Source organism: Pedobacter sp. T50_32, from assembly GCF_057652195.1.
On record NZ_JBYFBY010000001.1, the window covers coordinates 353,602 to 379,925 of the forward strand.

17 protein-coding genes are annotated in these 26,324 nt (G+C 37.1%); 2 read left to right on the forward strand and 15 right to left on the reverse strand.

Annotated elements, in window-relative coordinates:
* Window positions 1-51: 51 nt before the first annotated feature.
* The 8 genes from AC23ME_RS01550 to AC23ME_RS01585 form a co-directional block, all read right to left on the reverse strand.
* On the reverse strand, window positions 52-2,403 hold the full coding sequence (locus tag AC23ME_RS01550; protein ID WP_487725986.1) for a hypothetical protein: 2,352 nt from the start codon (window positions 2,401-2,403) through the stop codon (window positions 52-54).
* Between the two features lie 16 nt (window positions 2,404-2,419).
* Complete coding sequence (locus AC23ME_RS01555) at window positions 2,420-3,556, reverse strand: DUF4249 domain-containing protein (protein ID WP_487725987.1); 1,137 nt, start codon at window positions 3,554-3,556, stop codon at window positions 2,420-2,422.
* A 1-nt stretch (window position 3,557) separates the two neighbouring features.
* Window positions 3,558-6,302, reverse strand: coding sequence for a TonB-dependent receptor domain-containing protein (locus AC23ME_RS01560; RefSeq protein ID WP_487725988.1), 2,745 nt, complete (start codon window positions 6,300-6,302; stop codon window positions 3,558-3,560).
* 2 nt (window positions 6,303-6,304) lie between these two features.
* Window positions 6,305-7,048: a hypothetical protein gene (locus tag AC23ME_RS01565; RefSeq protein ID WP_487725989.1), complete on the reverse strand. Its 744-nt coding sequence runs from the start codon at window positions 7,046-7,048 to the stop codon at window positions 6,305-6,307.
* 232 nt (window positions 7,049-7,280) lie between these two features.
* Entirely contained in the window at window positions 7,281-8,081 is an 801-nt protein-coding gene (locus tag AC23ME_RS01570) for a hypothetical protein (protein ID WP_487725990.1), read from the reverse strand.
* Between the two features lie 17 nt (window positions 8,082-8,098).
* Complete coding sequence (locus tag AC23ME_RS01575; RefSeq protein WP_487725991.1) at window positions 8,099-9,640, reverse strand: RagB/SusD family nutrient uptake outer membrane protein; 1,542 nt, start codon at window positions 9,638-9,640, stop codon at window positions 8,099-8,101.
* Window positions 9,641-9,653: 13 nt separating this feature from the next.
* Window positions 9,654-12,803 carry a SusC/RagA family TonB-linked outer membrane protein gene (locus AC23ME_RS01580; RefSeq protein WP_487725992.1) on the reverse strand — a complete coding sequence of 1,050 codons (3,150 nt, stop codon included), beginning with the start codon at window positions 12,801-12,803 and terminating at the stop codon, window positions 9,654-9,656.
* Between the two features lie 375 nt (window positions 12,804-13,178).
* Complete coding sequence (locus AC23ME_RS01585; protein ID WP_487725993.1) at window positions 13,179-15,662, reverse strand: M14 family metallopeptidase; 2,484 nt, start codon at window positions 15,660-15,662, stop codon at window positions 13,179-13,181.
* 147 nt (window positions 15,663-15,809) lie between these two features.
* Between AC23ME_RS01585 and AC23ME_RS01590 the strand changes: the two genes are divergently transcribed.
* Window positions 15,810-17,111 (forward strand): UDP-N-acetylmuramoyl-tripeptide--D-alanyl-D-alanine ligase, encoded by a 1,302-nt coding sequence (locus AC23ME_RS01590; RefSeq protein WP_487725994.1) that lies wholly within the window; start codon window positions 15,810-15,812, stop codon window positions 17,109-17,111.
* 475 nt (window positions 17,112-17,586) lie between these two features.
* Here AC23ME_RS01590 and AC23ME_RS01595 read toward each other — a convergent pair whose 3' ends face one another.
* The 7 genes from AC23ME_RS01595 to AC23ME_RS01625 form a co-directional block, all read right to left on the reverse strand.
* Window positions 17,587-18,774, reverse strand: a complete 1,188-nt coding sequence (locus tag AC23ME_RS01595; protein ID WP_487725995.1) for a thioredoxin family protein — start codon at window positions 18,772-18,774, stop codon at window positions 17,587-17,589.
* 250 nt (window positions 18,775-19,024) lie between these two features.
* Complete coding sequence (locus tag AC23ME_RS01600; protein WP_487725996.1) at window positions 19,025-19,579, reverse strand: gliding motility lipoprotein GldH; 555 nt, start codon at window positions 19,577-19,579, stop codon at window positions 19,025-19,027.
* A 22-nt stretch (window positions 19,580-19,601) separates the two neighbouring features.
* A complete protein-coding gene (gene ricT / locus AC23ME_RS01605; protein ID WP_487725997.1) occupies window positions 19,602-21,197 on the reverse strand; it encodes a regulatory iron-sulfur-containing complex subunit RicT in 1,596 nt (531 codons plus the stop codon).
* 1 nt (window position 21,198) lies between these two features.
* Complete coding sequence (locus AC23ME_RS01610; protein WP_487725998.1) at window positions 21,199-22,344, reverse strand: DNA polymerase III subunit; 1,146 nt, start codon at window positions 22,342-22,344, stop codon at window positions 21,199-21,201.
* 192 nt (window positions 22,345-22,536) lie between these two features.
* On the reverse strand, window positions 22,537-22,866 hold the full coding sequence (locus AC23ME_RS01615; protein ID WP_487725999.1) for a DMT family transporter: 330 nt from the start codon (window positions 22,864-22,866) through the stop codon (window positions 22,537-22,539).
* Between the two features lies 1 nt (window position 22,867).
* Window positions 22,868-23,320, reverse strand: a complete 453-nt coding sequence (locus tag AC23ME_RS01620; RefSeq protein ID WP_487726000.1) for a VOC family protein — start codon at window positions 23,318-23,320, stop codon at window positions 22,868-22,870.
* Window positions 23,321-23,388: 68 nt separating this feature from the next.
* Window positions 23,389-23,949, reverse strand: a complete 561-nt coding sequence (locus tag AC23ME_RS01625; protein WP_487726001.1) for a Crp/Fnr family transcriptional regulator — start codon at window positions 23,947-23,949, stop codon at window positions 23,389-23,391.
* Between the two features lie 374 nt (window positions 23,950-24,323).
* On the opposite strand from AC23ME_RS01625, the gene AC23ME_RS01630 reads away from it, so the two are divergent.
* Complete coding sequence (locus AC23ME_RS01630) at window positions 24,324-26,054, forward strand: helix-turn-helix transcriptional regulator (protein ID WP_487726002.1); 1,731 nt, start codon at window positions 24,324-24,326, stop codon at window positions 26,052-26,054.
* Window positions 26,055-26,324: the final 270 nt, after the last annotated feature.

Genomic DNA, 26,324 nt, shown 5'->3' on the forward strand with positions numbered 1-26,324 from the left:
ATTCGCAAACCGCATTGGCTTTGGGAACCATGCACATTTGAGCAGTTAAACCTATTTCACTTCTATTTTAAAAGTCTGAAACCCAGGTGTACCATCAACACCAACGCCTTGTATAACCCCAATATACTTTCCAGAAATGTCTGATGTGTAGAAGCTAATTCGGGATTCATCTTTCCCATTAAACAAAATATTTGGTTCCCAATGCAAGGTTGTTCTATAATCTGGCAAGCGCCTTTTCAAATTTTCTACAGAACTGTATTTCGGTGAATAAAACTCCCTTTGTAACTGCATTCCATCATAGTCGATCACTATTGCCTTCGGATTAAGTTCGTAGTCGGATATTGTTGCCTTTTTACTGAAAAACTGCACAATGCCCGCAAATGTCTCTCCGTTATAGAAATATCTGTCTTTAAAAATTTCGATCTTTTCAATAGCCTCTGGGTGCACAGTCATCATTTTACTAAGATTAAAGTATGGAATTCCGTCATATAATATAAGCGGATCATTTTCGAAAATTTCCTGTCCCCCAACGGCACGTAATGCTATTGTTCCTCTTCGTTTAAAAACATGGATTTCCTTTATATATTCTCTAAAAACATCCTCTAGTGTATTAAACTTAGTAAAATCTTGCAAACTGTATGATTTATGTGCATTGTTATAAAACTTATTGGCACGAGGAGGTATAGAATAACTATCAAATAAACTTCTAGAGTAAATTTCTTGTACCTGCGATGAAAAATAATAGCTTTCTAACGTTTCTTTACTTGATGTCAGATTTGCCTTAGTCATTTTTTTGCTAACTGAAGTATATTCTTCGAAATACGGGCTAGAAATTAAGATATTAGATGTACTATCTTTTGTATAATCAGCTTGGATAATAAGTTCATTTTTACCATACAATTTATCAGTGTTAAACAAGAAACCGCCCAAAGAATCTGTTTTTGCAATATAGAATGAACCTTGTTTCTTAGGCGAGCTAAAATATAAGCCTAAATTTCTTACTGGTATTTTATTGTCCGATAAAACTTTTCCAGAAATCAAATGTCCATTATACTCCGGAAGAAACCTCAAGACAGGCTGTGCTCGCTTCTTTAAGTCAAATTTTCGCCATCCTTGTGTTAAAAGCAAATTATCTAATGCTTCTAAAGCTTCCTTTGTATCAGAAGAAAAATAATACGAGGGATGATCGATGTGCCCTCTTACCTCGGATTTTAAATAAAGTTCACTAACAATATCAATATCATCAGTAGTTTGAATCGAATCTACTTTATAAACAGAAAATGAAGCATTGCTCAATTTAGCTCTAAACTGTTCATCTAAAGCTGATAATTTTAACTCTACCCTCTCTCTATTTAAATATTCTGTTTTAGCTAACTCTGCTTTAAAACTCAACTTATCTTTAAATCCATTAAAAAACATTCTTTCCGCAACAGGGTTTCCTTCAGAGTTAAATGCTGTTAAGTAATATACGCCGTTAGAAAGTGTTGATCTTTTGATAGAAATTTCAGCCGTTCCATTAGTTAATTTACTGGCTTTAGCGTAAGCAATAGACTTCCCATTATGTATAACAATGTATACGTCATTTGTATGCATATTCGAGTTCACTGAAATTACAATCTCATCTTCATTCTTGGTTAACCTTAACCCATAACCTTTAGGAGAAGCATCAGGCAATTGTTTTATCAAAATTTCTTTATCAGGCATAATGCAAACAGCCTTATATTTTCTACCCAAGCTTGGTGCAAAAGCGAACTTTCCGATGCCAAATTTTAAACTTTTGATAACCGCAACCGTATCATTTTTATCGTCAACAATTACGCCTTTAAAATCCGTACCTACACCATCTTTGTCTATCGCTTTAAAAGCAACATTCCCCAATATACCATCAACCATTTCACCACCCTCCGCAAAAAAACTGATGTCATAACCTTTCTTCTGAACAGCCGCTGACTGAGTGATCTTTAATGGATTAATGATATAAATATCCTTTTCAAAGAATGTTTCTGCTCCCGCATTCTTCATCAAGTTAGTATACGCACGAAGCTTATATTTTCCTGTTTCTATGAGTTTCGACAAATGTAAACTTCCATCACCCGTCCCCTCATTTAGCGCAATCATAGTTTGTATTTGAGGACTATTCTTTTCGTTTAGCAGCTCTATATAAACTACTTTACTCATATTCGAAAGTCCATTTTTCAGATTACTTATATTGTAAACTTTAAACCACAAGGTCTCATTGGAAAAATAGGTGGACTTATCTGTATGAACAAATATCTTCTCAGCAAAATATCTTTGTTGGCTATGAAAACTACTCAATATTGTTTCAGGGACTTGACTAGATGCACTAAAACAAGTAAGCATTAAAACAGCAAAGACAATTTTTTTAAAAACTATTTTTTTCATAAATTAAGTATACTGATTATTGCCAGAATGCTGGACGCGTAGTGGTACCACGGAATGTACAGTCGCCGCATCTTTTTTGTGTACCTGTATGTCCAATTAGCGCCCCTCCATCATTGTATATTTCTTCCAAGGCAACATAATTAGGATCATTGAAAATATAATTTTGAGAAAGCTTAATTGTATCTGGCACGCCACACTCAAATGGCTCAGAAAATTTCCAATCCGGCAACTCATTTTTTGCAATGAATATTCTTCTACTGGTAATACTACCTACACTAATAAAACCAAGCACGGGTTCGTTTGGATCTTTTACATTTCTAATATTCCCAGTTAATTGAGAAGGTTGAGCATCAAATATAGACCCTAAACTTTCTGTATTTTTTCTTAAATTTTCCCAAAAATCAAATGCTTCTTTAGTAAGCACATATTGCCTAACTAAGATGCTATACTTTTCAGAAAGCTTCTCCGAACTAGACGGAATCAGCGCTATTGGTTGTTTATAAACTACATCTTCATTTAATTTAGCTGTAGAACCTACTATAACAGAACTAGAAATACCATTCCCCCAACATTTGTAAACATTTTCCGTATCTACATCTCTACGTCTCATCGCGTTTCCTGTCCATATTAAAGCAGAATAGTATTTGGCGTGAAATATCCAAGTATCATCAAATTCCCATCTATAATATTTAGATTTATCACTATCATCATGAGTATTCAAATAAACCTGTAGACCATTTTTTTTTGCCTCCCAAAACAGATCGTCTATAGGTGGTGATAGCTTGACATCCAAAAAATCAGTGGTATATTCCACATTTTTAGTAATGATCTTTAATCTATATTTTTTACTTGGGTCTAGTGTGAGCGCTTCAGACTCATACTCGCCCTTTCCCTTATCTAATAATGGGTAAGACTGACTTGTATTGCTTTCTATACTAATCTTCGCACCAATTTCTGGTGTCCTATTCCCTGTTTCCGAAATAGGAACAGTGCGACTTAATCTGATATATGTTTTTTCTCCACCGGCGTTAATCATCCCTTCAACAACCAACAGTTTACCATTTGTTTCTCTCAATTGTGGAGTGAATTGTTCTTTACATCCTAAAGATAAAAGTAGTACCAGTATGAAAAAATATTGTTTTAAAACCCTCATTTTAAAATCTTATGTTATAATTGATAAACGGTATTGCAGTAGCAAAAATTGACAAGTTATACCCATTTATAGCCCCACCTTCTTGAGTAAAAAATGTAGAAAAAACATTTCTTCTGCCGGTTAAGTTATATACTCCAATTGTCCATGAATTATGCGTCAACTGCTTCACCTTATGATTTCCCTCAATATTGAATGAAGCATCCATTCGTAAGTAGTCTGGGATTCTATAGGCATTACGATCCGAGTAATAAACCCTTTCGCTACCGGCATAATAATATTTAGAAATAGGTAATGTAATAGGTCGGCCTGTACTATATGTGAAATTTAAAGAGAAGTGATACCTGTGCTTAAACTTATAATTCCCGGTAAAATTAAACGAATGTGGTTTATCATAATTTGCAGGGTAATAATTTCCTTCATTCACTAGAGGGCCAACATTAACATCATCCATTTTTAGCAAAATTCTAGAATATGCATAACTTACCCAGCCATTCAATTTACCCGTGTTCTTTTTAATAAATAGCTCCACTCCGTAAGCCTTCCCTCTTGTGTTGATCACATCTTGTTCTATATTGTGGTTTAGCACTAAATTTGCTCCACTTTTATAATCCAAATAATCTACCAGTCGCTTATAATATCCTTCTACTGAGGTTTCTATAGTTTGAGACGCAAAATTTTTGTATAGACCCAAAGCTACCTGTGATCCCTTCTGAGGACGAATGTTTGGATCGCTTAACTTCCAAACATCTGTAGGAGATATAGCTGTTGTATTAGAAAGCAAGTGTATATATTGTCTGAGAGTGTTATATGATGCTTTTACAGAAAGATCATTGGTGATGATATACCTTCCTGCCAAACGGATTTCTGGGGCATGATAGGTATTAATGATTTCATTATTACCATAAGTTTTAACATCTAGAATATTGACATCCGATTTAGGAAGATTATCGGCATATACAGCTACCTCTCTAGAGCCCAGTACATTGAACATCGAATATCTCAAGCCTAAATTAACCGATAATTTATCATTAACCTTGAATTCATCGCCAAAATATATAGCTGTTTCTAGTGCCTTTTCTTTCTGTACAATATCTGGGTTAACCAAAGAAGCATTACCAATTGGCTTAAACTCTCCCGGAGTGAGGTTATAATGCGTTGATGAAATTCCGAAGTTAAAAAGATGTTTCGCATGGAAATCATACTTAAAATCGGCTTTCAAGTTAATCTGATCTATTTTGAAGTCTAATGCGTAAGCATTAACTGGGTTTTGATCACTTCTAACATTATACTTATAGCTATCTACTGCAGTTTTAAAAACACCGTTAAGCTTTTGGCTATATATTTTCTTCCATTCTAAGGAAGCATTTCTATTACTGTAATTATAACTAGTGTCCGAATTTAGCCTAAAGTTATCTTTGCTATGATAAGCTGTCAAATTAATTTCATTTGTTTTATTAATTTGATGACTAACACCTAGATTAAAATCATAAAATGAGGCTCTGCTATTTTTATAATCTTCTGGCAATAAATCCATAAGCCAATTAGAGTAAGTTGCCCTACCTCCTAAAATAAATGAAGTTTTACCACTATCTATCGGTGCTTCAATATTGAAACGACTTGTGATCATACCAATTCCAGCAGAACCTTTCAGTTTAGATTTATCTCCTTGCCTATTCTGAACCTCCAAAACTGACGACAAACGTCCGCCAAAACGCTCAGGGATAGTACTTTTATAAAGTTGCACATCTTTAACGATATCTGGATTGAAAGCAGAAAAGAAACCAAAAAAATGTGAAGGATTATATATGGTGGAATTATCCAACAATATCAAATTTTGATCTGCAGATCCTCCTCTAACATTAAACCCAGTACTCGCTTCGCCAACAGATTGAACCCCTGGTAGTGTTAACACCACCCGTAACACGTCTGGTTCTCCAAATACAGCTGGAACTTGTTTAATACTAGCAATACTTAGCTTATTTACGCCCATTTCTAAATTTTTAAGCGTAGACGCTCTTTGCGACAAAATTCTAACTTCGTTAAGTAATTCGATATCTTCTTTAATTTCGATATTTAACTTACCATCTCCATAAAGCATCAGCTGTCTCTTAGCTGTACGATACTCATGAGCAGAAACTATTAGCTGATTATGCCCAAGAGGCAACGTGATAGAAAAAAAACCTTCACCATCTGACACAGCAACACTCTTTTTATCAATAGTAGAAATTCTTCCGCTTGGTATGGGTTCTTTAGTAATTTCATTTCTTAAGTAGCCAGCAATAGTCGCAGTTCCTCCCTTTTGTACATTAGACTTAGTTCCAATTTCGTAAAGCTTATTAAAAACACTCGCATCTACAGAGCTCTGTCTTTGATCAATTTGAGCTTGGGAAGCTGTTACATCATCATTAGAAAATGAAATGCCTTCAGTATCAAATTTGACATCTTTTGTAAGAAAAACATTGCCGCCTCTAATTAAAAAATGAATTTTGGTCCCCTTCGTTAGTTCAGACAGAATAGTGCTAATTGTAACATTTTCTAATGTTAACGACAATCTCGTATTAGAAATGTCTTTTTCGATATAATAAAATTTGAGTGCAGATTTGCGCTCTAAATCCTCTATAATTTCTTCCAAAGCTTGATTTGTATAACTAACGCTATGGCGTTTATCAACACGATCTTGCGCCTGGGCCAAGTTTTGCAGTGAAAGAAATGCTAGAAGCAAAAAATAGACGTGAGTTAGTTTCATACTTATTTAAAATTTTCCTCATAATATGAAACAAGAGCAACCAAAGTCCCGTTAGGATCGTCCCTAAATTTTAGGTTTTGCGATCTTACGTATTTCTTCAGCTCTGATTTTCTATCGGCAAATAGTCGCAAAATATCAGCTTCCCGATTAATTTTATAAAGTTGCTTCTCTTTACTAATAAAATATTCATTCTTTTGATAAAAGATTTTTGTTACGCCATATTGTTCCACCATTTCTTTTATTGACTTAGTCCTCTTAACCAATACCTGCATTTTTCCTTCATAAGATATTTCGAAAAAACCTCCCTTTCTAATTGTTGCATTTTCTGAAGTATCAGAAGGAATAGACAAAAATCTTCTGTCATTAATTATAAATCCTGATAGTCTATCGTTTAACAGACTATACCAGTTGTACCCATCACTAGAAAGCGAAACCAACTTTTCAGCAACTAGATCTACCAGAATCGGAACATTCTTGAACTCGAAGCCATCATATGTCACACTTCCATTAACAAAGGTTGCATTATCGTCTAAATAAGCATTTCCTTCTAGTTTACCAAAATAGCCTGTGTATGACACGCCATTATATAACCTTATTTGAGGCTTTAACTTGCTATTAAAGGAACTAATCAAATCATCCTCAACAGCATTATATTTAGACTGGCCTAAAAGGTTTAGACATGAAAAAACACAAATACATAGAATAATTTGCGAAATATAACTTGGGGCGGATTTTCTCCTAATCATGAAATAGTTAGTTGGAATATTGTTGACAAATTAGAAAAAAAAAATAGTCTACCAAAAATTCCTATAAAAAACATTTATTCCGTCTTCACATCATATAAGAATTGTCCTTCTTTATAATTTATATACAAAAAAAAGAAGGGTTGTCACGAATTCTCGGACAACCCTTCTATTATTAAGCCTAACTATTGACATTAAATGCCACTATTAAGCATTTTACAAACTGTATTTAATGTTACGGCAAATAAAGAACTTCTTTACCCGCTCCGAACGAACCAGCAGAAACTGTATAAGCTCCAACGTTTATTGTTGCAACGTTATTTGTAACAGTTCCAGTCACGTTTGTAGCTGATACAGCTCCGTAAGTAGCATGCATAGCAATCACCTGGTTAGGGAATACAATAGTTTTACCATCAGACTTAACCATAAATGCAAAGCTTACAGCACCAAATGGTGTAACCATCTTATAAACATTAGCGCCATTTGCTTTTTGTATTTTGGTAGTCATGTCCGTTCCTGACCATCCATCGCGAGAATCAAGCCTAACAGTACCTTTATCTTCAAATACTAAAGCACTAGAGGCTGAAACATCAACCTTTTTCACATTGCTAACAGAAGCATCTGCAGTAGCAATATTTAATGAAAAAGGAAAAGCAAGACCAACATTTACATCAGATCCAGCAGCACTTACAGATAGTGAACTTGGGTCAATTGTTGAAAAATTACCATATTTTACCTTTGCATAAGCTTTTGATTCTCCTGCGGCAAACTTAACTGGTCCTTCCAAAGAAAAAACAGTACTGTAATTGGCACCTGTAGCTGTCAATGTAAGCGGCACAGATAACTCTCCAGACGAAGAAGTCCTACCAACAGGTACACTAATGGTTCCACCAGTCATAGCAATGCTTGTAGTTGGACCATAAAAGCTAACTTTATTAGGCTCGCCAGAATACAACGCTCCTTCTGTCTTGTCACAAGAATTCAGCACAACAATAGCCGAAATACCTAAAAGACATTTTATTATATTTTTTTTCATGACTATCTTTTTAAATATTAAAGTGGATTTTGATCTGTTGTAGCGTTCATGTTAGGGTTACCATCAAACTCTTTTTGAGGAATGGTAAGGATAAACTCTTTATTTCCAACTAACAATGTGTTAAATGTAGGTTTGAAACTGTGGTTTGATCCTGGAGCATTTCTATCGAAGCCCATTTTTAGGCGTTGGATATCAAAAATACGCTCTGCTTCGCCCCATAACTCTATACGTCTTTGAAGTATAATTTGATCCATCAAAGTTGTAGGTGTACCGATAGAGCCCATTGTATGCTGATTAGATACTGTCATTGCATTCAACGTTGCTTGGTATCCTGTTGGGTTTCTTAAAACCATTAATGATTCCAATGCAGTTCTAGCTTCTGGCAATCTATTATCATTTGCTAACGCCTCTGCTTTAACTAATACCATCTCTTCAGCTCTCATGAAAATATAATCACCTAAATCTGTCGCGATGTTAGAATATCTAAACTTAACTTGGTTGTAAGGCTTAGTTGTATTTGTACCTCCATCAGTAGCGCCATTCCACCATGCTCTTCTAGCATCTGTAGTTGGCACTAAATCGTAAAGCCATTTGTAAGCGCATTTTCTTGATGCTCTAGCGTAACGATCTGCTGCAGCATCCATGTGCGAGAAGAACGACGCATAGATACCAGACTGATCTGCAATTACCTCTGCACCCCACATCACATTTTTCAAGTTTCTGTTGTTAAATCCAGAAGTTAAATCAGTACCACTACCAATAGCTAATCCAGGTTTTGTTAATGCCTCTGTTGCAAATTTAGCAGCATCAGCCCACTTATTTTGAACTAGAGCTACATTTGCTTGGATAGCATTTGCAATATAATAGTCCATGTGTGATTTGTGCTTTTGAAGGTTTTTATTTGCAGAAAACAGAGAAATAGATTTAGTTAAGTCATTGTTAATTTGCGTGTAAACTTGTTCAACCGTTCCTCTTCCTTTACCTTCAGTTGCTGAAGTTGTAGGCTCAGTATACAAAGGCACACCTTTAGCTGTTTGATTTCCAATATAAGTTTGTTGGAATGACTGTATCAATTGAAAATAGGCATATGCTCTAATAGCATAAGCTTGAGCCATAATGTTGTCTACAGTTGCCTTGTCACCTTTTAAAGTTGCCTCTTCTGCCAATACATAGTTTGCATTACTTACCAAAGTATAGTAAAAATTCCAAGTAGCATAAGAACGCCAAGTTGTAGCGGTAAAACGACTACGAACGTCATATCTATAGTCGAAATAAAACCAACCGTTACCTTGAGCATCTTGAACCATATCCTCACCCATTAGTGAAGTATATAGTTTCGTAGACAGAATACCAAAGTTTTGCGCAGTATTACCAGTTGTCCATCCAGAGGTGTATAACATTCTGTAGATACCATCCATAGCTACCTGTGCGCCTTGAGTTGTTTCAAACAAGGTTGGACCCGCAACCCTATCCGTAGGGCTTGTTTCCAAAAAATCCTTCTTACAAGAGGCTAGGCCTAAAGCAAGAGAAAGTGCCGATACATATAATAATTTTTTCATTTGCTTTTTTTAATTAAAATTTAAGACTTAATCCTGCAGAAATAATTCTGTTAGGAGAGTACACATAATCAGTTGTACCTGTAAAGTTCAATTGAGGGTTCAAACCTTGTCTTGCTGAGAAAACCGCAATGTTATCACCTTGTACGAATACTCTAACTGAGTTTAATTTAATTGATTTCACATCAAAAGTATAACCTAATGAAATATTTCTAATTGAGAAATACGACGCATCAACTAGAGCTCTGTCAGTAATAGTATGGGTAACCTCTTTTTGCAATCTAGGTACATCTGTTATATCTCCTGGGTTTTTCCAAGATCTTAATGCATCTCTAGTCATATTATTACCGATGTAAAGTGGATTCAAATAGCTGTAACCTACAACATCATAAATTTTTCCACCAACTGAATAGGTAGTCAATGCTGCAAAATCAAATCCTTTATATTTTAAGCTTGTCGCCAAAGAACCAGAAAATTTCGGGATGCGACTTCCTAGCATCACACGGCTTGCAGCGGCTTTATTTCTATCGCTAGAAATATAATGTTTGCTCAAATCTGTCTCGTCAGCCTTGTTGTCATAAACCCAATACAACTGAGTACCAGTAGCTGGATCTACACCTGCGCTTCTAGCCATATAGAATGAATTAACTTCTTCTCCTACTCTCACGATAGTAGTACCTGCGATGATCTCTGTTTGAGTACCAGTAAGCTTTAAAACTTTGTTGTTTATTTTTGAAGCAATTGCAGTCACATTCCAAGTAAGATCTTTGGTTTTTAGAACGTCGTATCCCAATGTTAAATCAAAACCTGAGTTTTTCATGTCACCAATATTGTCATTGAAACCGTCGAAACCTGTTGATAACGCTAAAGGTCTATTCAACAACATATCTGTGGTTTTACGAGTATACCAGTCAAACGCAAAAGTTAACCTGTTATTTAGCATACGCCCATCAATACCTAGGTTTATATTTTCGTTTTTCTCCCACGATACGTTTTTGTTTTCTACTGAAGCTACAGCACCACCATTATTAGTAGCATTGTTCCAAGTCAGGTTGTAGAAAGCCTGCCATGCGTATAAGCCAACAGAGTTATTTCCTTGCTCACCATAACTTGCTTTCGCAGTTAAGCTATTGATCCAGCTGATGTTTTTCATGAAGTTTTCTTCTGAAACCAACCAAGAAGCACCTACTGACCAGAATTTACCCCATCTGTTATCAACATAAAAACGTGAAGATCCATCTGTACGGAAACTACCGGTTAAGAAATACTTTCCTGCATAGTTATACTGTACTCTTGAAAAATAAGACTCTAATGTTTCATTGTTTTCGTAAGAGTTTGCACTTGCAATTGTTGAACCCGGAGCTAACTCATATAATCCACCAAAAGGGAAGCCAGTTTTTTGTGCACTTAGTAAATTGAATCTATATGAATAGCTCTCATGACCAAGCAATACATCAAACGAGTGTTTGTCAAAATTACGGTTCCAAGTCAATAACTGGTTAAAAGTATAAGACAAGGTCTTGTTCCACTCTTTATTTAAACGTCCTGAACCAGATGCATTACCAAAAAATGGATTATAATAATAGGTATAAGATCTTCCAATATAATCAGCACCTAAGTTAACAGCAAAAGTAAGCCCACTAAATACACCATATTTAGGATCTCTTGTGTTAAACTCTATTCCAGCTCTTGTTCCTACGTTATCTCTCAAATCGAAATATTTATCGTCATATAAAACCGCAATTGAGTTAAAGTTTTGCTGTGCTCCAGAAGCTCTATTCAAACCATAATCAAATAGTTTGTTTCCGTTAGCATCCAGTACTTGATTTCCACTAGCATCTCTAGTCCAGATAGGATAAATAGGAGCCATTTGCTCTGCAGAATACCAAACATTCGACGTTGAACTACCACCAGAATTTAAAAGATTTGAAGTACCTTTTGAGAAGTTTGCAGACAAAGAAGCTTTAAACCAATCTGTTGGTGTTAAATCTGAATTTACACGACCAGTAAGCCTATCAAAACTTGTAGTTTTCAAAAGACCGTTTTCTTTCAAGGCATTAAATGAAACTAAGGTTTTCATTTTATCATTACCTCCAGAAGCATCAAATTGATACTCTTGGCGTAAAGGGTTGCTTGCCATTACTTCACCTAACCAATCTTCATCCCATCTTAAAGAAGCATTAGGATTTAATATTCCAGTGATAGGATCTATTAATTGCGCAACAGGAACATTATAAGGATTATACTGCTCGTTAACACCAAAGATAGGATCAACAGTACCTTTCATTCTATTCAAAGCATTAGTTCCTGCTAAATTTTCTGGAACTCCTTTAGCAAAAATCTCATCATTTTTGTAAGCTAAGAAAACAGACTCTAACCATTCTTTGGTGTTCATTACATCGTATCTCTTAATTGCACGAGACGCAACACCAACATTTGCTTTAAAGTTTACATTTACTTTTCCTTGAGTGTTTTTACCAGCCTTAGTGGTGATCATTACCACACCATTAGCAGCTCTTGAACCGTAAAGTGAAGCTGCAGATGCATCTTTCAACACCGATAAGCTTTCAACATCATTAGGGTTGATCGAGTTTAAATCGCCATCGAAAGGAACGCCATCTACCACGTAAAGTGGGTTAGAAGACGCATTGATTGAACCAAAACCACGGATTACAACACCTGCGTTAGAACCTGGCTGTCCACTTCCTAATGTAGAGGTAACACCTGCCACAGCACCATCTAGGGCTTTCGTAATACTTGAAATAGATCTGTTCTCGATTAACTCAGGCTTCACTGTCGAAACAGATCCTGTAAATGTAGATTTTTTAGCGGTACCGTAAGCAACTACGATAACTTCGTTTAGGTCACTTGCGCCAGCGGTTAAGGCAACATTTACTACATTTGAAGCACCGATTGTTACCGTCTGTGCAGCAAAACCGATTGAACTGATTTCTAATGTTCTGACATTTGCCGGAACGGACAAAGAAAACTTACCATTGGCACCTGTAGAAACACCAATATTTGTTCCTTTTACCTTCACACTCACTCCCGGTATCGGTTGCCCATCTTCTTTAGAAGTAACCGTACCAGTAACTGTTCTATTTTGGGCTAATGCCGCCGAGGCAACAAATAGCAAAATGAACAAACTCTGTAGAAGTTTTTTCATGAATTTTTAAAAATTTAGGTTAGTTAATAATTAATTAAGAGCTAAATATAGGCGAATTTAAAAGTACCAACAAATTTTATTTAACATTTTTTAACAAAATAGGTAGAAATCTCGTCTTTGGATTACTCTATAAATCATTGATTTGGATGATTTAACTAAACTAGGCTATTAAGATAATGTCAAATAAAACTTCTAAATAGACTTTATCAGATATCTATTTAGAGAAAAAAGCATCACATTTAAATTCATTGCATAAGGCTGAATTGTTTAAAGCTATCGATCAAACGAGGAACAAAACATCAGACTATATTTAACTAATGAAGTGGGATTCATATCGATTTCAAATTATAAACCTGTTTTCTTAAATCATCCACCTTAATTCAAAAACACCCCATTCAACAACACCTGTTTGCCGTTCTCCCAGAAATTCCTAAAAATTAAGCCGGTAGCAAAGTACAACACCTGACCTTTTCCAATTTCTTGTGCACCATACAGCATACCCGACGAGATTTTGCTTTTCACTTTGGAGCCAGCCACACCAGCGATATAGCTGTCTGCATTAAGTGCACCTAAACTATAGCCGCTTTCTAATGGCTCATAGATATTGGCATCCGTTTTTAACGTGAAGTAATATTTACCGATACCAAAACTTAAAGGATGCGTTTGATCTAGGTACACTTTGTAAATGGCACCGGGAATAGAATTGCTGAAATCATCATGGTCTCTTGAGCTATATTGCTGACCACTTTTTACCTCGGTAGTTTTAGGTTCTTCTTTTCGTTTGATCTGGTAAGGCTTTTTACCCACAAAAGCAGCAATGGCATCTTCTAACAAGATCAATTTACCGCCTGCACTTACCCACGACGTCAGTTGATCGGCCAATTTATCATTATAGTAGCCGTCGGGCACTAGCAAGGTATTTACCTTATTGATATCCAAATTGGCTACAGCACCAACATTGATCATCGATATCGGATATTTCAATTCCTGCTCAAAGAAATGCCAAATTTCTCCTAAAGATTGCGATGAAACCTCTGTCCCACTTAATGCAGCCACCCTAGGTGTACTTAATAATCTGTATACGGAAGAGCCAAAGTCCTTCCCTTTTTCTACATAGCCCGAGTTCAATGTTTTAAAATCGGCATTCAGGTTAGAAAGCATTTTTTCTAGTTGAGCTTGGAAATTAGGCCTTCTCTTTTCATTCTCTGCTCTATAGATAAGCAACGTGCCAGCTTTATAAGTAATGCCCCCTATGGTAAATGCCTGTTCCGCCATCCTTACTTTAACTTCTTGCTGTTGCAAGGCCATCAATACTTTAGCGTCCTCCATCCCATTCCATGACAATATCCATGCGTAAGGTTTTGTTGTACCAGCTACATTTCTTTTCGGCTCTTCTATAAAAGAATGCGTTCCCACTACATTTTCCTTCAATGCGTAGGCATTTAAACCGTAGGCATAAGGAAGTGCCCAAGCCGTGATATCGTAAGTATTCGAATCGGTAACATAAGTTTGTGGCTCGAAAAGGATATTCGCCAACACACCGTGCTTCTGCGCTACGCTAATCACCATATCGTTACGTTCCACCTTAAATTGCTCTACCTTTTGGGTTTCGTAATTGTAACCGTTTAATGTGCGTTCTACCCTTTCAGCACCAAAGTTATAGCCAATTTTATTCTTCGTGAGCAGTTCCGCTAATTTCCTCAGTCTGGATATGTTCTGTGCTTTAATCACGTAGCTTTTATAGGTAGTTGTAGGTGATAAGCTTTGCTCAAAGAACTTCTTAAACTCCACTACTAACTTTTCGGCATGGGCCGATGCCACTTCTATCGTAGACATCGAGGTAGTAAAGTGGTGCGAGATACGATCTTTTAAAGTCAAGGTATCCCCGTTTGCCGTCACCACGGCCAATCCAGCCCTGCCACTTCCAGCTTGCTCATAGGTCATCCCGATAGCACCATTATACAATGGATAAGTATCACCATAAGATGGATACAATAAATCAAAGCGCTCTTTAGTAAAATATTGCCAGCCATTTTCATCAAAGTACTTCGCATTATTTCTACCCACGATCACCTGAAATTCTCTTTGCCACGGCGTAACCGCTTGATGAATTGGCTCTGCTGCAGGTGCGAAATAATAGGGCTCGTTGTAACCTTGTTCATGAAAATCGACATGAATTTGAGGCAACCATTGATGATATTGCTTCAGCCTTTGTTCGCTTTCTATCTGAGTTTGCCAAGCCCAGTCGCGGTTTAAATCAAAATAGTAATGGTTTGTTCTGCCTCCTGGCCAAGGCTCGTAATGCTCTCTACTTGTAGGGTCTGGATTCGGAACTGCTCCCGCCACACTGTTATAAAAGTTCACATAACGTTCTCTCCCATCCGGATTTAAGCAAGGATCAATAATTACTACAGTGTTCTTTAGCCATTGCTTTATCTTTTCGTCCTTCGCTTCTGCCAAAGTATAAAGCACTTTCATTGCCGTTTCGGTAGAATTAGCTTCGTTACCATGCACATTATAGCTTAACCACACAATGGCAGGCTGCTTAGCAGTTTTTATGGTTTTGTTATTATTGGAAATAGCGATGTTGTTAGTCCTAATCTGCTCCAATTGCTCCATATTTGCGGCATCAGAAACTACCGCAAACAGCAACTCCCTGCCCTCATAAGTTGCGCCGTAAGATTGTAATTTGACATTTTTCGCCTTGCTGGCTACATCCTTAAAATAGTCGACCACCTTTTGATGTGGAGAAAAGTGCGTACCCAACTCGTAACCCAAAAAAACATCTGGACTTTGAATTTGTGCGAATAAAGGCGAGGCAAAAACACCCAACCACAATATTAGTAACGTTCTTTTCATACCTCACTGTTAAAAGCCACAGATGCACAGATTTGATTAGATTAAAAACAGAACTATCTGTGCATCTGTGGCTACATCAATAATACTAAAAGAATATTTGATTTCATCTAAGCATTTGTAATTTTACAAAGTATTCAAATCAAAGCAATGGCCAACATCGAACAGCTTTATCAGCATTATTTAAAACACCCCGTTATTTGTACAGATACCCGTTCTATTACCGAGGGTTGTTTATTTTTTGCCTTAAAGGGCGATAAATTCGATGCCAACCAATTTGCGGAAAAGGCGGTAGCGGCTGGTGCTGCGTTTGCAATTATTGATAACTCAGCATTTGCCAAAGGCGATCAGTTTATACTAGTTGATAATGTTTTGACGGCTTTACAAGAATTGGCCAGACATCATAGAAAGCAATTAACCATTCCTGTAGTTGGCTTAACAGGAAGCAACGGAAAAACTACTACCAAAGAACTGATTAGGGCTGTACTAGCTGAGCACTTTAAAGTATTCGCCACCAAAGGAAACCTAAACAACCATATTGGCGTACCGTTATCTATTTTAAGCATAGCTGATGACGTAGAAATTGCCGTGATAGAAATGGGTGCCAACCATCAAAAAGAGATTGAATTGTTGTGCAGCATTGCCCAGCCAACCCACGGACTGATCAGCAATGTAGGGATGGCACATTTAGAGGGTTTTGGGGGCTTTGAGGGAGTAAAGAAAGGCAAAGCCGAACTCTATGCTTATTTAAGCGAAAACAATGGTTACGCCTTCTTAAATGCAGCCAACAAAGATTTAACTGAAATGGTTACGAAAGCAGGCGTTAAAAACGTTGTTCGCTATAATATTGCTGAAGAGGGCGTGGTACAAGGTGTACTGAAACACAGCGATCCGTTGATTGAATTTGAATGGAGCTACAGAGGAGAAACCCACGAAGCGAAGGCAAATTTAACTGGCACTTATAACTTTGAAAACATTTTAGCGGCCATCAGTATTGGTTCTTTCTTCAAATTAAGTGCAGAAGAAATTAACAAAGGTTTGGCAGATTATTTCCCAACCAATAACCGCTCGCAGCTTACCAAAACAGAAAAAAACACGGTAATTTGCGATTTCTACAATGCCAACCCAAGTAGTATGGCCGCAGCAATTACAAATTTGAATAGCTTAAGTTCTGCCAATAAGATTGCCATTTTAGGTGATATGTTCGAGTTGGGCGATGAATCTGCAGCGCAACACCAGCGGATTATCGAGTTGTCTATCAAAAATGAAATCGGAACCCTGATTTTTGTAGGCCACCATTTCTATAATGCCAAAGGCGATGCTAATGCCAACTTTTTTGCTACACCAAGCGAAGCAGCCGAGTTTATCCAAACACAAGATTGGAAAGATTCGCTTATTCTTTTGAAAGGTAGCAGAGGAATGGCGCTGGAGCAGTTGCTGCCGCTTCTGTAACCCCCTCTCTGCCTTCGGCATTTATTGGTAAGTTATTTATTTTTCAAAAGTCTCAATGAGCTTCGTTTCACTACGGTTCTCCCCTAAAAGGGAGAGAAAAGAAAATAGGAACGGTAATAAAACCGTTCATTCTCATTACGTCAATTCCTAAGTATGTATTCGGCATAGCAGATTTTCGCAGAAGAAAGCGCCAAAACACATCTTGCAAAAACATTAATTATTCACCAATAAGCAAGAAAGCAGCGTGTGGGTGAGAAGTGTGTAAAAGGGGTCGCATTTTTCTTGCGCTATCGATGTGTTGGCAGCTTTATTCAAGAAAAGGTGCAAGCCTAGATTTTTGTTTCTTTTCATCGATGGAAAAGAAATAGATTTACTATCGCTTTATGATCCCAGACTAAATCTGGGATGACGAGATAGGAACGATACCGCTAACACGATTAACCAGTTTCAACAGTTAACCGATTAACTAAAAAAATCAGTTGCCCATATTCTGCAAAGCCTGCCTTAAGTCTTTCTTGATATCTTCTGGCGTATTGGCGCTAGCTAACATCGCATTCGCCGTCTCTTTAAACTTATCGGTTTGTTTAGTTTTGATATAGATGATCGCTTTTACAAAATCTTTAAGGTAAGCTAAATCAGCTTCTTTTGCTGGTACAGGAATGGTATTGAACTTCTCCAGATAAGGATCTAACTTCCCTTCTTCGAACAAAGTTGGCCCAAAGCCCATCATTGCATTACATACGTGTTGATAGCCAACTTTGGCTGGATTGTCTATGATTTCGTTAAATGCTGACAAAGCTGGTTCTATTTCCTTATTTTCTAAGAAATATTGCGTTTTGAAGTAATTGTAAACGAAGAATGAACGTTCTGGAACATATTTATCTAAAATACCTTTGACGGCATCAAAATCAAGTTCATCAGTTACTTGCACTTCTTCCGACAGCGCAAATTGAATAGCCAAACTCACTAAACGCTCCTCAAAGTCGTCATCGGTATATTTGCCTACTCTTAATACCTTACTCTTGTTATTTTTGAAATAAGCTAAGTCCTTATCCTTTGGTAGAACGAACGCATAGTTCATCACTAAATCAATTAGATCCGGATCACCTAAAATATCTGGTTTTGCCGCTAGAAAATCTTTACTGATATAACCAAAATCTTCATCTTGTAATTCTGTTGCTTGTTTTGCGAACTTCAAAAACTGCGCATTCGTCAGCTTTGCTGCATTTTTCTTTAAGGTATAGTACTGCGTCTCTGGATTTTTTGCTGTTTTAGCCAAGGTTAGAAATTCGTTTGCCGCTACAAAACCTACCGCTTTATGTACCATCACCCCATCTGGGTTAATAAAAACCAAATTTGGATAGGCCGAAACATAGTAACGATCTGCCAACATTGCCCCTTCGCCTTTTTCCATATCGTATTTCACGTTAATGAAATTGGCATTATAGAAATCGGCCACCGCCTGATTGGTGTAGGTTTCTGCATCCATTTGCTTACAAGGACCACACCAAGTAGCACAGGCATCCAAAAAGATGATCTTGTTTTCCTTCTTCGCTTTTTCAAGTACCGAAGTCCAAGTTGGGTTTTCTAAAAACTTGATTTCGGCAGCTTTAGCACCTAAGGCAGCTACCAACAAATACACAGCAAATAATATCTTTTTCATATAATCAATCAGTTTCCAGTTAGCGGTTTGCAGTTAACCACTGAACAATTTACAATTTTAACCACAAAGGCACCAAGAGCACATAGTTTTTCTTGATTAGCGAGACAATTAAGCCTATTGCGTCATTGCGAGGAACGAAGCAATCCTAAAGCGAATGGTTTCATTTTAATAGTTGTAAGATTGCTTCGTTCCTCGCAATGACGAAGAATATCCCAATTAACCAGTTAAACGATTAACCAATTAACCAACATCACTTCACTTCAATCCCCACATCGCTTACGCCCACCAATGGGTTATCACGCATGTTTTGCTCTATCTCAATACTGTATTTTCCAGTATCCGCAAAGCGATGGTTTTTCAATAACGGAAAAGAGTAAGTATACAAATCTCCAGAGCCATTGCCAAGCCATTGCCCGTCTTCCTTCGCTAATTTAAACTGATAGCGAATTCTTTTCCTTTTCTTGCTGTCTTTAAATGTTGTAAGCACAAATAAGTTAGCGTACCTGTAGTCTGTATTGATACGCAATTTGAAATTCACCTGATAAGGCTTGGTCGTATCTTTAATTTCAAACTCAGCTTTTGCCGCATTGGCGTAAAGCCACTGGTTATCTTCAATACTTTGGTTGGTATCTACTACGGTATCGAAATTGCAGGAAGAGAACGCAAACAAAAGACAGAAAAAGGCGACAAGTTGCAACCATTTTCTAGTATCAAAGATTGCTTCGCCGAATTGTCGGAGCAGGCTGCTGTTTCTCCTAGCAATGACTAAAAAAGGGCGATCCTTGCGCTTTACTTCTTTAAACATTTGGAATTCATTAAACTCAACCTTATTCTCCATCTGGCTTTGGTCCTTGGTCTTTATTCCTTTCTCCTTGCTCTCTATTCTTATTGCGGTTTTTATTTTTATTTCTGTTGTTACGCTTTTGCGCTGTATTTCCGCCCTCGCCTTGCGCTTGAGGCGTTTCTGCCTTTGAATTAGGTTGATTATTCTCCTTCGCTTTAGCTTCTACAGGTTTTTGTTGTGGTCGCTGGTTTTGTGGCGGCCTGTTATTTTCCTGTTTCGGCTGATTTCTCTGATTTTGCTCTTGCTGAGGTTTATCTTGAGATTTCTGCTGTTGCGGTCTATTTTGGTTTTGTTGTCTATCTCTATTTTTAGAGTTAGCTTGTCCGTTTCTATTGCCAGCGTTCTCTTTATCGCCACCTTGACTAGACTGAGGTCTGTTTCTGTCACGCTCTCCACGTTCTCCGCGGTCTCTATCTCTATCACGCTCTCTGTCGTTTCTGTTGTTGTTATTGCGGTTACGGTTGTTTCTGTTACGGTTTTTATCGTCTAAACGCGTTAAACTATCCTGACCAACTACATTTTCGTAATCGTGAACTTTCTCTACCACGGTAGTAGTTTTCAATTCAACTGCTTCATCTTTCAAGTTACTTGGTTTTTCGCCACGTTTATTCATTGCCATGATTTCTTTCACACGGTCAACTTTTAACGGAATCCAATCTTCTTGATTAGCATAACTGAACCACATCAGTTTTTTAAAGATATCTGTCTTTTGGTGACGAGCAACGCCAACCTCAGTTTGTAAGGCATCAATGCGGTCAGGAATATCCTTTAAGGCATCTAAATAAGTATCTAGCTCGTAGTTTAAGCAGCATTTCAACTTACCACATTGTCCGGCAAGTTTCAAGGTGTTTAACGACAGGTTTTGGTAACGAGCCGCAGCCGTAGAAACGGTTTTAAAGTTAGTTAACCAAGTAGAGCAGCACAATTCGCGACCGCAAGAACCAATACCGCCCAAACGACCAGCTTCCTGGCGCATTCCAATTTGGCGCATTTCGATACGGATACGAAAAGCCTCTGCCATTTTCTTAATCAACTCCCTAAAATCTACCCTACCTTCTGCAGTGTAAAAGAAAGTTGCCTTTGTTCTATCACCCTGATAATCAACATCGCTAATTTTCATAGAAAGCTTTAAATCTAAAGCCAGCGTACGGGCTTTGTGCATGGTTTCCCACTCTAAGCCTTTGGCTATTTTCCACTTTTCTACATCAGCTTCTGTAGCTTTTCTGTAAACCTTGCGAGTAACCTGATCTATCGGTGTTTTTCTGCGTTTCAATTGCGTACGCACCAATTCGCCAGTAAGCGAAACGTGGCCAATATCGTAACCACCAGTAGCGCCTTCAACGGCAATTAGCTCACCAATTTCCAAATAAATATCATCGTTATTTACAAAAAACTCTTTTCTAGAGCCTTTAAATTTAACTTCGATAATTGGAAAAGATCTATAATTTGATGGCATATCCAAATTAGACAGCCAGTCGTGTACTTCCATTTTTTGGCAACCTCCAGTAAGGCAAGAGCCATTACTTTTGCAGCCAGCGGGGGCGCAACCACCTCCCGTAGAGCAACTTCCACATCCCATATTACGTGTATATATATTGAGTCCCTTTCGGGAGCGTTTTAAACTTTATAATTTTTACCAATTGTAAAGATACATCTAAAAACAGAATTTTCGGATTCGCATTACGTTCGATATGGTAATGCGCCTTTTCTAATTCGTTAATAAGCGCCTCTATCATAGGCATATTTAGCACAGCTGATAATTTTTTTGCCACTTCTAAGTGCTGAGGAGGCAGTTTTACCAAAGCTTCGGCCCCGCTGAGAATTAAACCACATTCTCTTAAAAAATTAATGCCGTATTTGATGTAATTCTTCTGATTTTCCCTGCCCCAACTTGCGGCGGTTTCGGTAAAAGCCATCATATCTGGTACTCTATTGCCATAAGCCATACGCAACCATTCGGCAAAATAGCCTGCATTGTTATTCACCTGATCTGCCAGTAAAGCATTGGCTTCAATCAAATTTCCATCTGCCAAAAAGCTGTATTCTTCTGCCTGATGGTCTGACAGATTAGCTTTGTCTATCAAATATTGCTTCACAACTTCATCCGCCAGCTTAGGAATTTTAACAATTTGTGTACGAGACAAAATAGTGGTTAAAATTTGCTCTTGATTTTGTGCAATGAGAATAAACAAAGTATTTGCAGGCGGTTCCTCAATAATTTTCAGCAGGGCATTTCCTTCTCTATCCAAATACTCGGGCAACCACATGATGAGCACCTTGGTTTCTGCCTCAAAAGCTTTATAACTTAATTTCTTGATGATGTCATGCGCTTCGGCAATGTTGATGTTTGCCTGTTTGTTATCTGCACTTAACTTAGAACGCCAAATATCCAAATCGAAGTAAGGATTTTCTAACACCATGTTGCGCCACTCTTCCAAAACATCGGTGGCAATTTTTACATCCTTCGAAGCGAAAAACGGATAAGAGAAATGTAAATCTGGATGAATTAAGCGTTCGTATTTACGACAAGACGCACATTCTCCGCAGCTATCTTGTTCAGTTTTTTGTAAACAGTTAATGTATTGGGCATAGGCTATTGCCATTGGTAGCGCACCACTTCCTGCAGGCGAAAGAAAGAGTTGCGCATGGCTCACCCTGCTCTCGGCTACGGTTTGCAATAAGTGTTGCTTTACGTCTTCTTGTCCAATAATCTCTTTAAACTGCATTGGTGCAAAATAAGAAATTTTTAGTTAGCGCATAAGATGATGTGATAATTAGCCGATAGGATAATATAGATTAAGAGCGTATTTTTGATACTCGACGTATGCTGTGAAATTAGATGGACGCCAAAAACTCTGTAGCCGAACTTGGAGAAAACCCTATAAGCTCGGCTGCAATTTCATTCTTCGGTATGACAATCAATGTCCGCCTGATTTCGAAAAAACATTGATTACTACCACACCACAAACAATTAATGCCATTCCTAAAATTGCTGGCGTATCTAACTTTTGTTTAAAAATTACAACCGAAACTGTTGCAGTAAGTACAATGCCCAATCCTGCCCAAATAGCATAGGCAACGCCTAAAGGAATACTTTTTAACGCAATGGAAAGTACATAAAAACAAGCACTAAATGCGATAACGGTAACTATACTCGGAACTAGTCTTGTAAATCCGTTTGATTTTACCAAAAAACTAGACCCTAAAACTTCGAGGCAAATTGCCAAACCTAAAAATAGATACTTCATATTAACTTACTTTTTCTGCCAAATCCCAGATGTAACCAAACGGGTCTTGAATTCTTGCTTTCAAATCTCCCCAGAACATTATTTCTGGGTCTTTTAAAATTTTTGCTTCTCCGTCTTTTATAAGCTCTTCCACCAAAGCTTTTACATCATCTACATACAAGTAAAAAACAAAGGGCGATACTTGCCCGGAGGTAATTGGGGCAACAGCATTAAAATCCCAATGTTCTTTATTGAGCACAAAATTATTTCCACGATAGCGAATTCTTGCAAAGAGCAGTTCTCCAGTTTCGTCTTCCAGTTCTGAGATAGAAACCATACCCATTACTTCTGTATAAAAATTCACTGCTTTTACTACATTTGGCACACTGATGGTTGCTGTAAGCCAGTTTAAACCTTGGTGTGGATGTGGACGGTGTTCTACGTTTTGGAACCAATTTAATTTGTCTTTTTGCATATCGAATTATTTGATGATGCAAAGTTCAGCTTAAATCAAAGCACTTTTTTTGATGTAGATCAAAATCGTTAGCCTTTTCTGATACGGCTCAAAGTTTCTTGAGTTACACCTACATAAGATGCAATATGGCCCAACCTGATCCTGTTTAATAAATTTGGATGTTCTTTGATCAGCGATTGATAACGTTCTGGAGCACTTTCAGTATGTAATGAAGTAATTCGATCTTCAAGTACGATGCAGACTTCTTCAGCAATTTTTCTGCCGATAAAATTAAGCTCGGAATGTTGTTTGTATAAATATTCTAAATCGTCAACTGAAATAGCATAAATCTCTGCATTTTCTAGAAACTGAATATTTTCTGGTGAAGGTTTGTTGGCATACATTGGTTTAATTGCCCCAAAAATTTGGTTCTCCTCTCCAAACCACACATTTACTTCTTTATCTTTCCGATGGATATAAGCTCTAAAAACACCTTTTTGAACAACAAAATAACTTGATGCCATTTGTCCTTCTTTTAGAAAGTGGTCGTTCTTCTTCTTTTCGAAGTATTTTATTTTCTCCTCCAAATCCTTTTCAGCCTTTGGACTAAGATTTCCATATTTTTTAAATTGGGCGATGAGGGGGTTCATTTATTCTGGGTCAATTAAATTATTCAAATTTAATTTTATTTTGAAGTTAATCTAACGTAACTTTTTAAGTCTTGGACAGGCATGTCTTTAATACGGGAAAGTAGCCTAATTAGCTTTAAACTATTTACAGCTTCCTTTTAACAAAGTTTTGCTAAATAAATCTAGTTATTTCCTTTTTCTCATTACCCAATTTAGCGTGTAAACGTATTCGACATACGCTAGAGTCCTATATTGACTATTGATGTATTTCGGACAGGCAATTCCTAAGAGTGCTTTCTAATGAGATTTCCATTATATTTGGGTTATTCATGAGGCGCTTTTTAATTCAAACACTTTTTAAATCGGGTTTAATAATATTAATGCTATGGCCCGCAATGGCAATAGCTCAATCGACAAGCAGTATTACACCACTTATAAAGGCTTGGAAAGTAGCCGATACCAGCCAAACTAGGCGAGCCGAAGCAACTTATGCTTCGTTACGATTAAAAAACAATCCAAACGAATATAGTAACCACCGAAAAGTAGTTACAGAATTTGAAAACTACCTTAAGAAAAATCCGAACGACAGGCTACAAGCGAGATTAACAATTTACGAGATTTTAGGAAAGATATCTTACGGTCAGCAAATTACTCAACTAGACCATGAAAAGATATTTCAGCATATCAAACTGGCGTATAAACTTAAAGACGACCAGTTAAAATCTGAACTTTTTGCGCTTTATGCTTCCGTTAACTATTGGAACGACAGCATTTTCTTGCTCTACCACATTAAATCTATTTTACTACAACAAAAAGTAGGCATTAAATACTTTGAATACGACCAGAACAGGTATTTCAATCTAAGCTCCGCATTATATCGTGCAGATAAACACCAAGAAAGTATTTACTATGGCAAGCAATCTTTAGGCTTTATGAAGCATAGCAAGAAAAAAGATAGCATGGACTACATCTTCCAAAATGATATTATCGGCGCAAATTACATTAAGTTGAACCAGCCCGACAGTGCTATTTTCCACTATCAGCAAATGTTAAATATGTTAGCCAAATACCAATTTGATGCTCAAATAATGCAAAGTATTTGGACAGCAATTGCTAAAGGCAGAATTGGGCAGTCTTTAATTTTAAAGGGAAATGAAGCGGAGGGTGTGCCTTTAGTGAAAAGCTACTTAGATAGTGTTAAAATTTTAAAAGACACCATAAATATCGCCATTGGCGAAAACATTTTAGCCTCGGTAAATTATCATCACCAAAGTTACCAAAGTGCTGTTGATGGATGGAAAAAAGGTTATCAATACGCCTTAAAATTTAACTTGTATGATGAACAGATTTCGGCATTGCATGGCATTGCAAAGAGTTTTACAAGGCTAAACCAAGCCGATAGCGCAATAAAATATTTTAAAATTTACGAACGAGCTAGAGACAAACGTAGGGCATGGCTAAACTCTTTAGAGAACGATAAACTAAAACTTGAACTATCCTTTGAAGATTTACAGCGTAATGTAGAATTGAAAGATAGTGAACTCAGTTTCCAAAAATTAGTCCGAAATTTTGTGATTACCAGTGCCGCACTGCTATTGATCATCGGTATTCTCATTTACAAACGAAAAGTCGCGAGGACAAAATACCAAAGAATGGAACTAATGGTGCAGCAGCAAGAAGCAGAAAAGGAATTGTTGATTGCGAGAAAACAAGTAGAGGATTTCAGTAAGAACATTCTGGAGAAAGACCGAATCATCTATGACCTGTCCAAACTTATTAAACCTCAAAAGGCACTTTCTGAAGAAGAACAAAAAAGTGAAAACCCCTTATTAAAATATATCCTATTAACTGACCAAGAACTCGTTAAGTTTAAAGAAATGGTTAACAAGGCCTACCCTACTTTTTATACTAGGCTAGAAACTGTAATTCCGAACATCACCCCTGCCGAAGAGCGTATAGCCAGTTTAATTTGTTTAAAATTGAACGACAGGCAAATGGCCAATATGCTTGGGATCAGTAAAGAAAGCGTGGGCAAAAGCAAGCGACGCTTAAAACAGAAGTTAACCATTCCAGAAGGTCAAAAACTAGAAGACTATATTTATCATTTAGCTACTTGGTATAAATGATCTTGGGTCATTCCGATGTTAGCGCTTGCTCCGATTTTTCGAATGAAATTTGTTTAATAGTATCTAAAACATCAATTTCAGCACTATTTTTATTAATGTTTCTAATCATGACAAATTGATTTCCCGCTGTGATTACATGGCATTATCCAAAAGCACAATCAATTGACTTTTAACTAATTAATCTCTTCAAAAACATTTGTCCGTTTTTTTGTCCGTACCGTTTCCTTGCCTTTATACTATAAATAAGCAATTTTTGGCTTTAGGTAATTT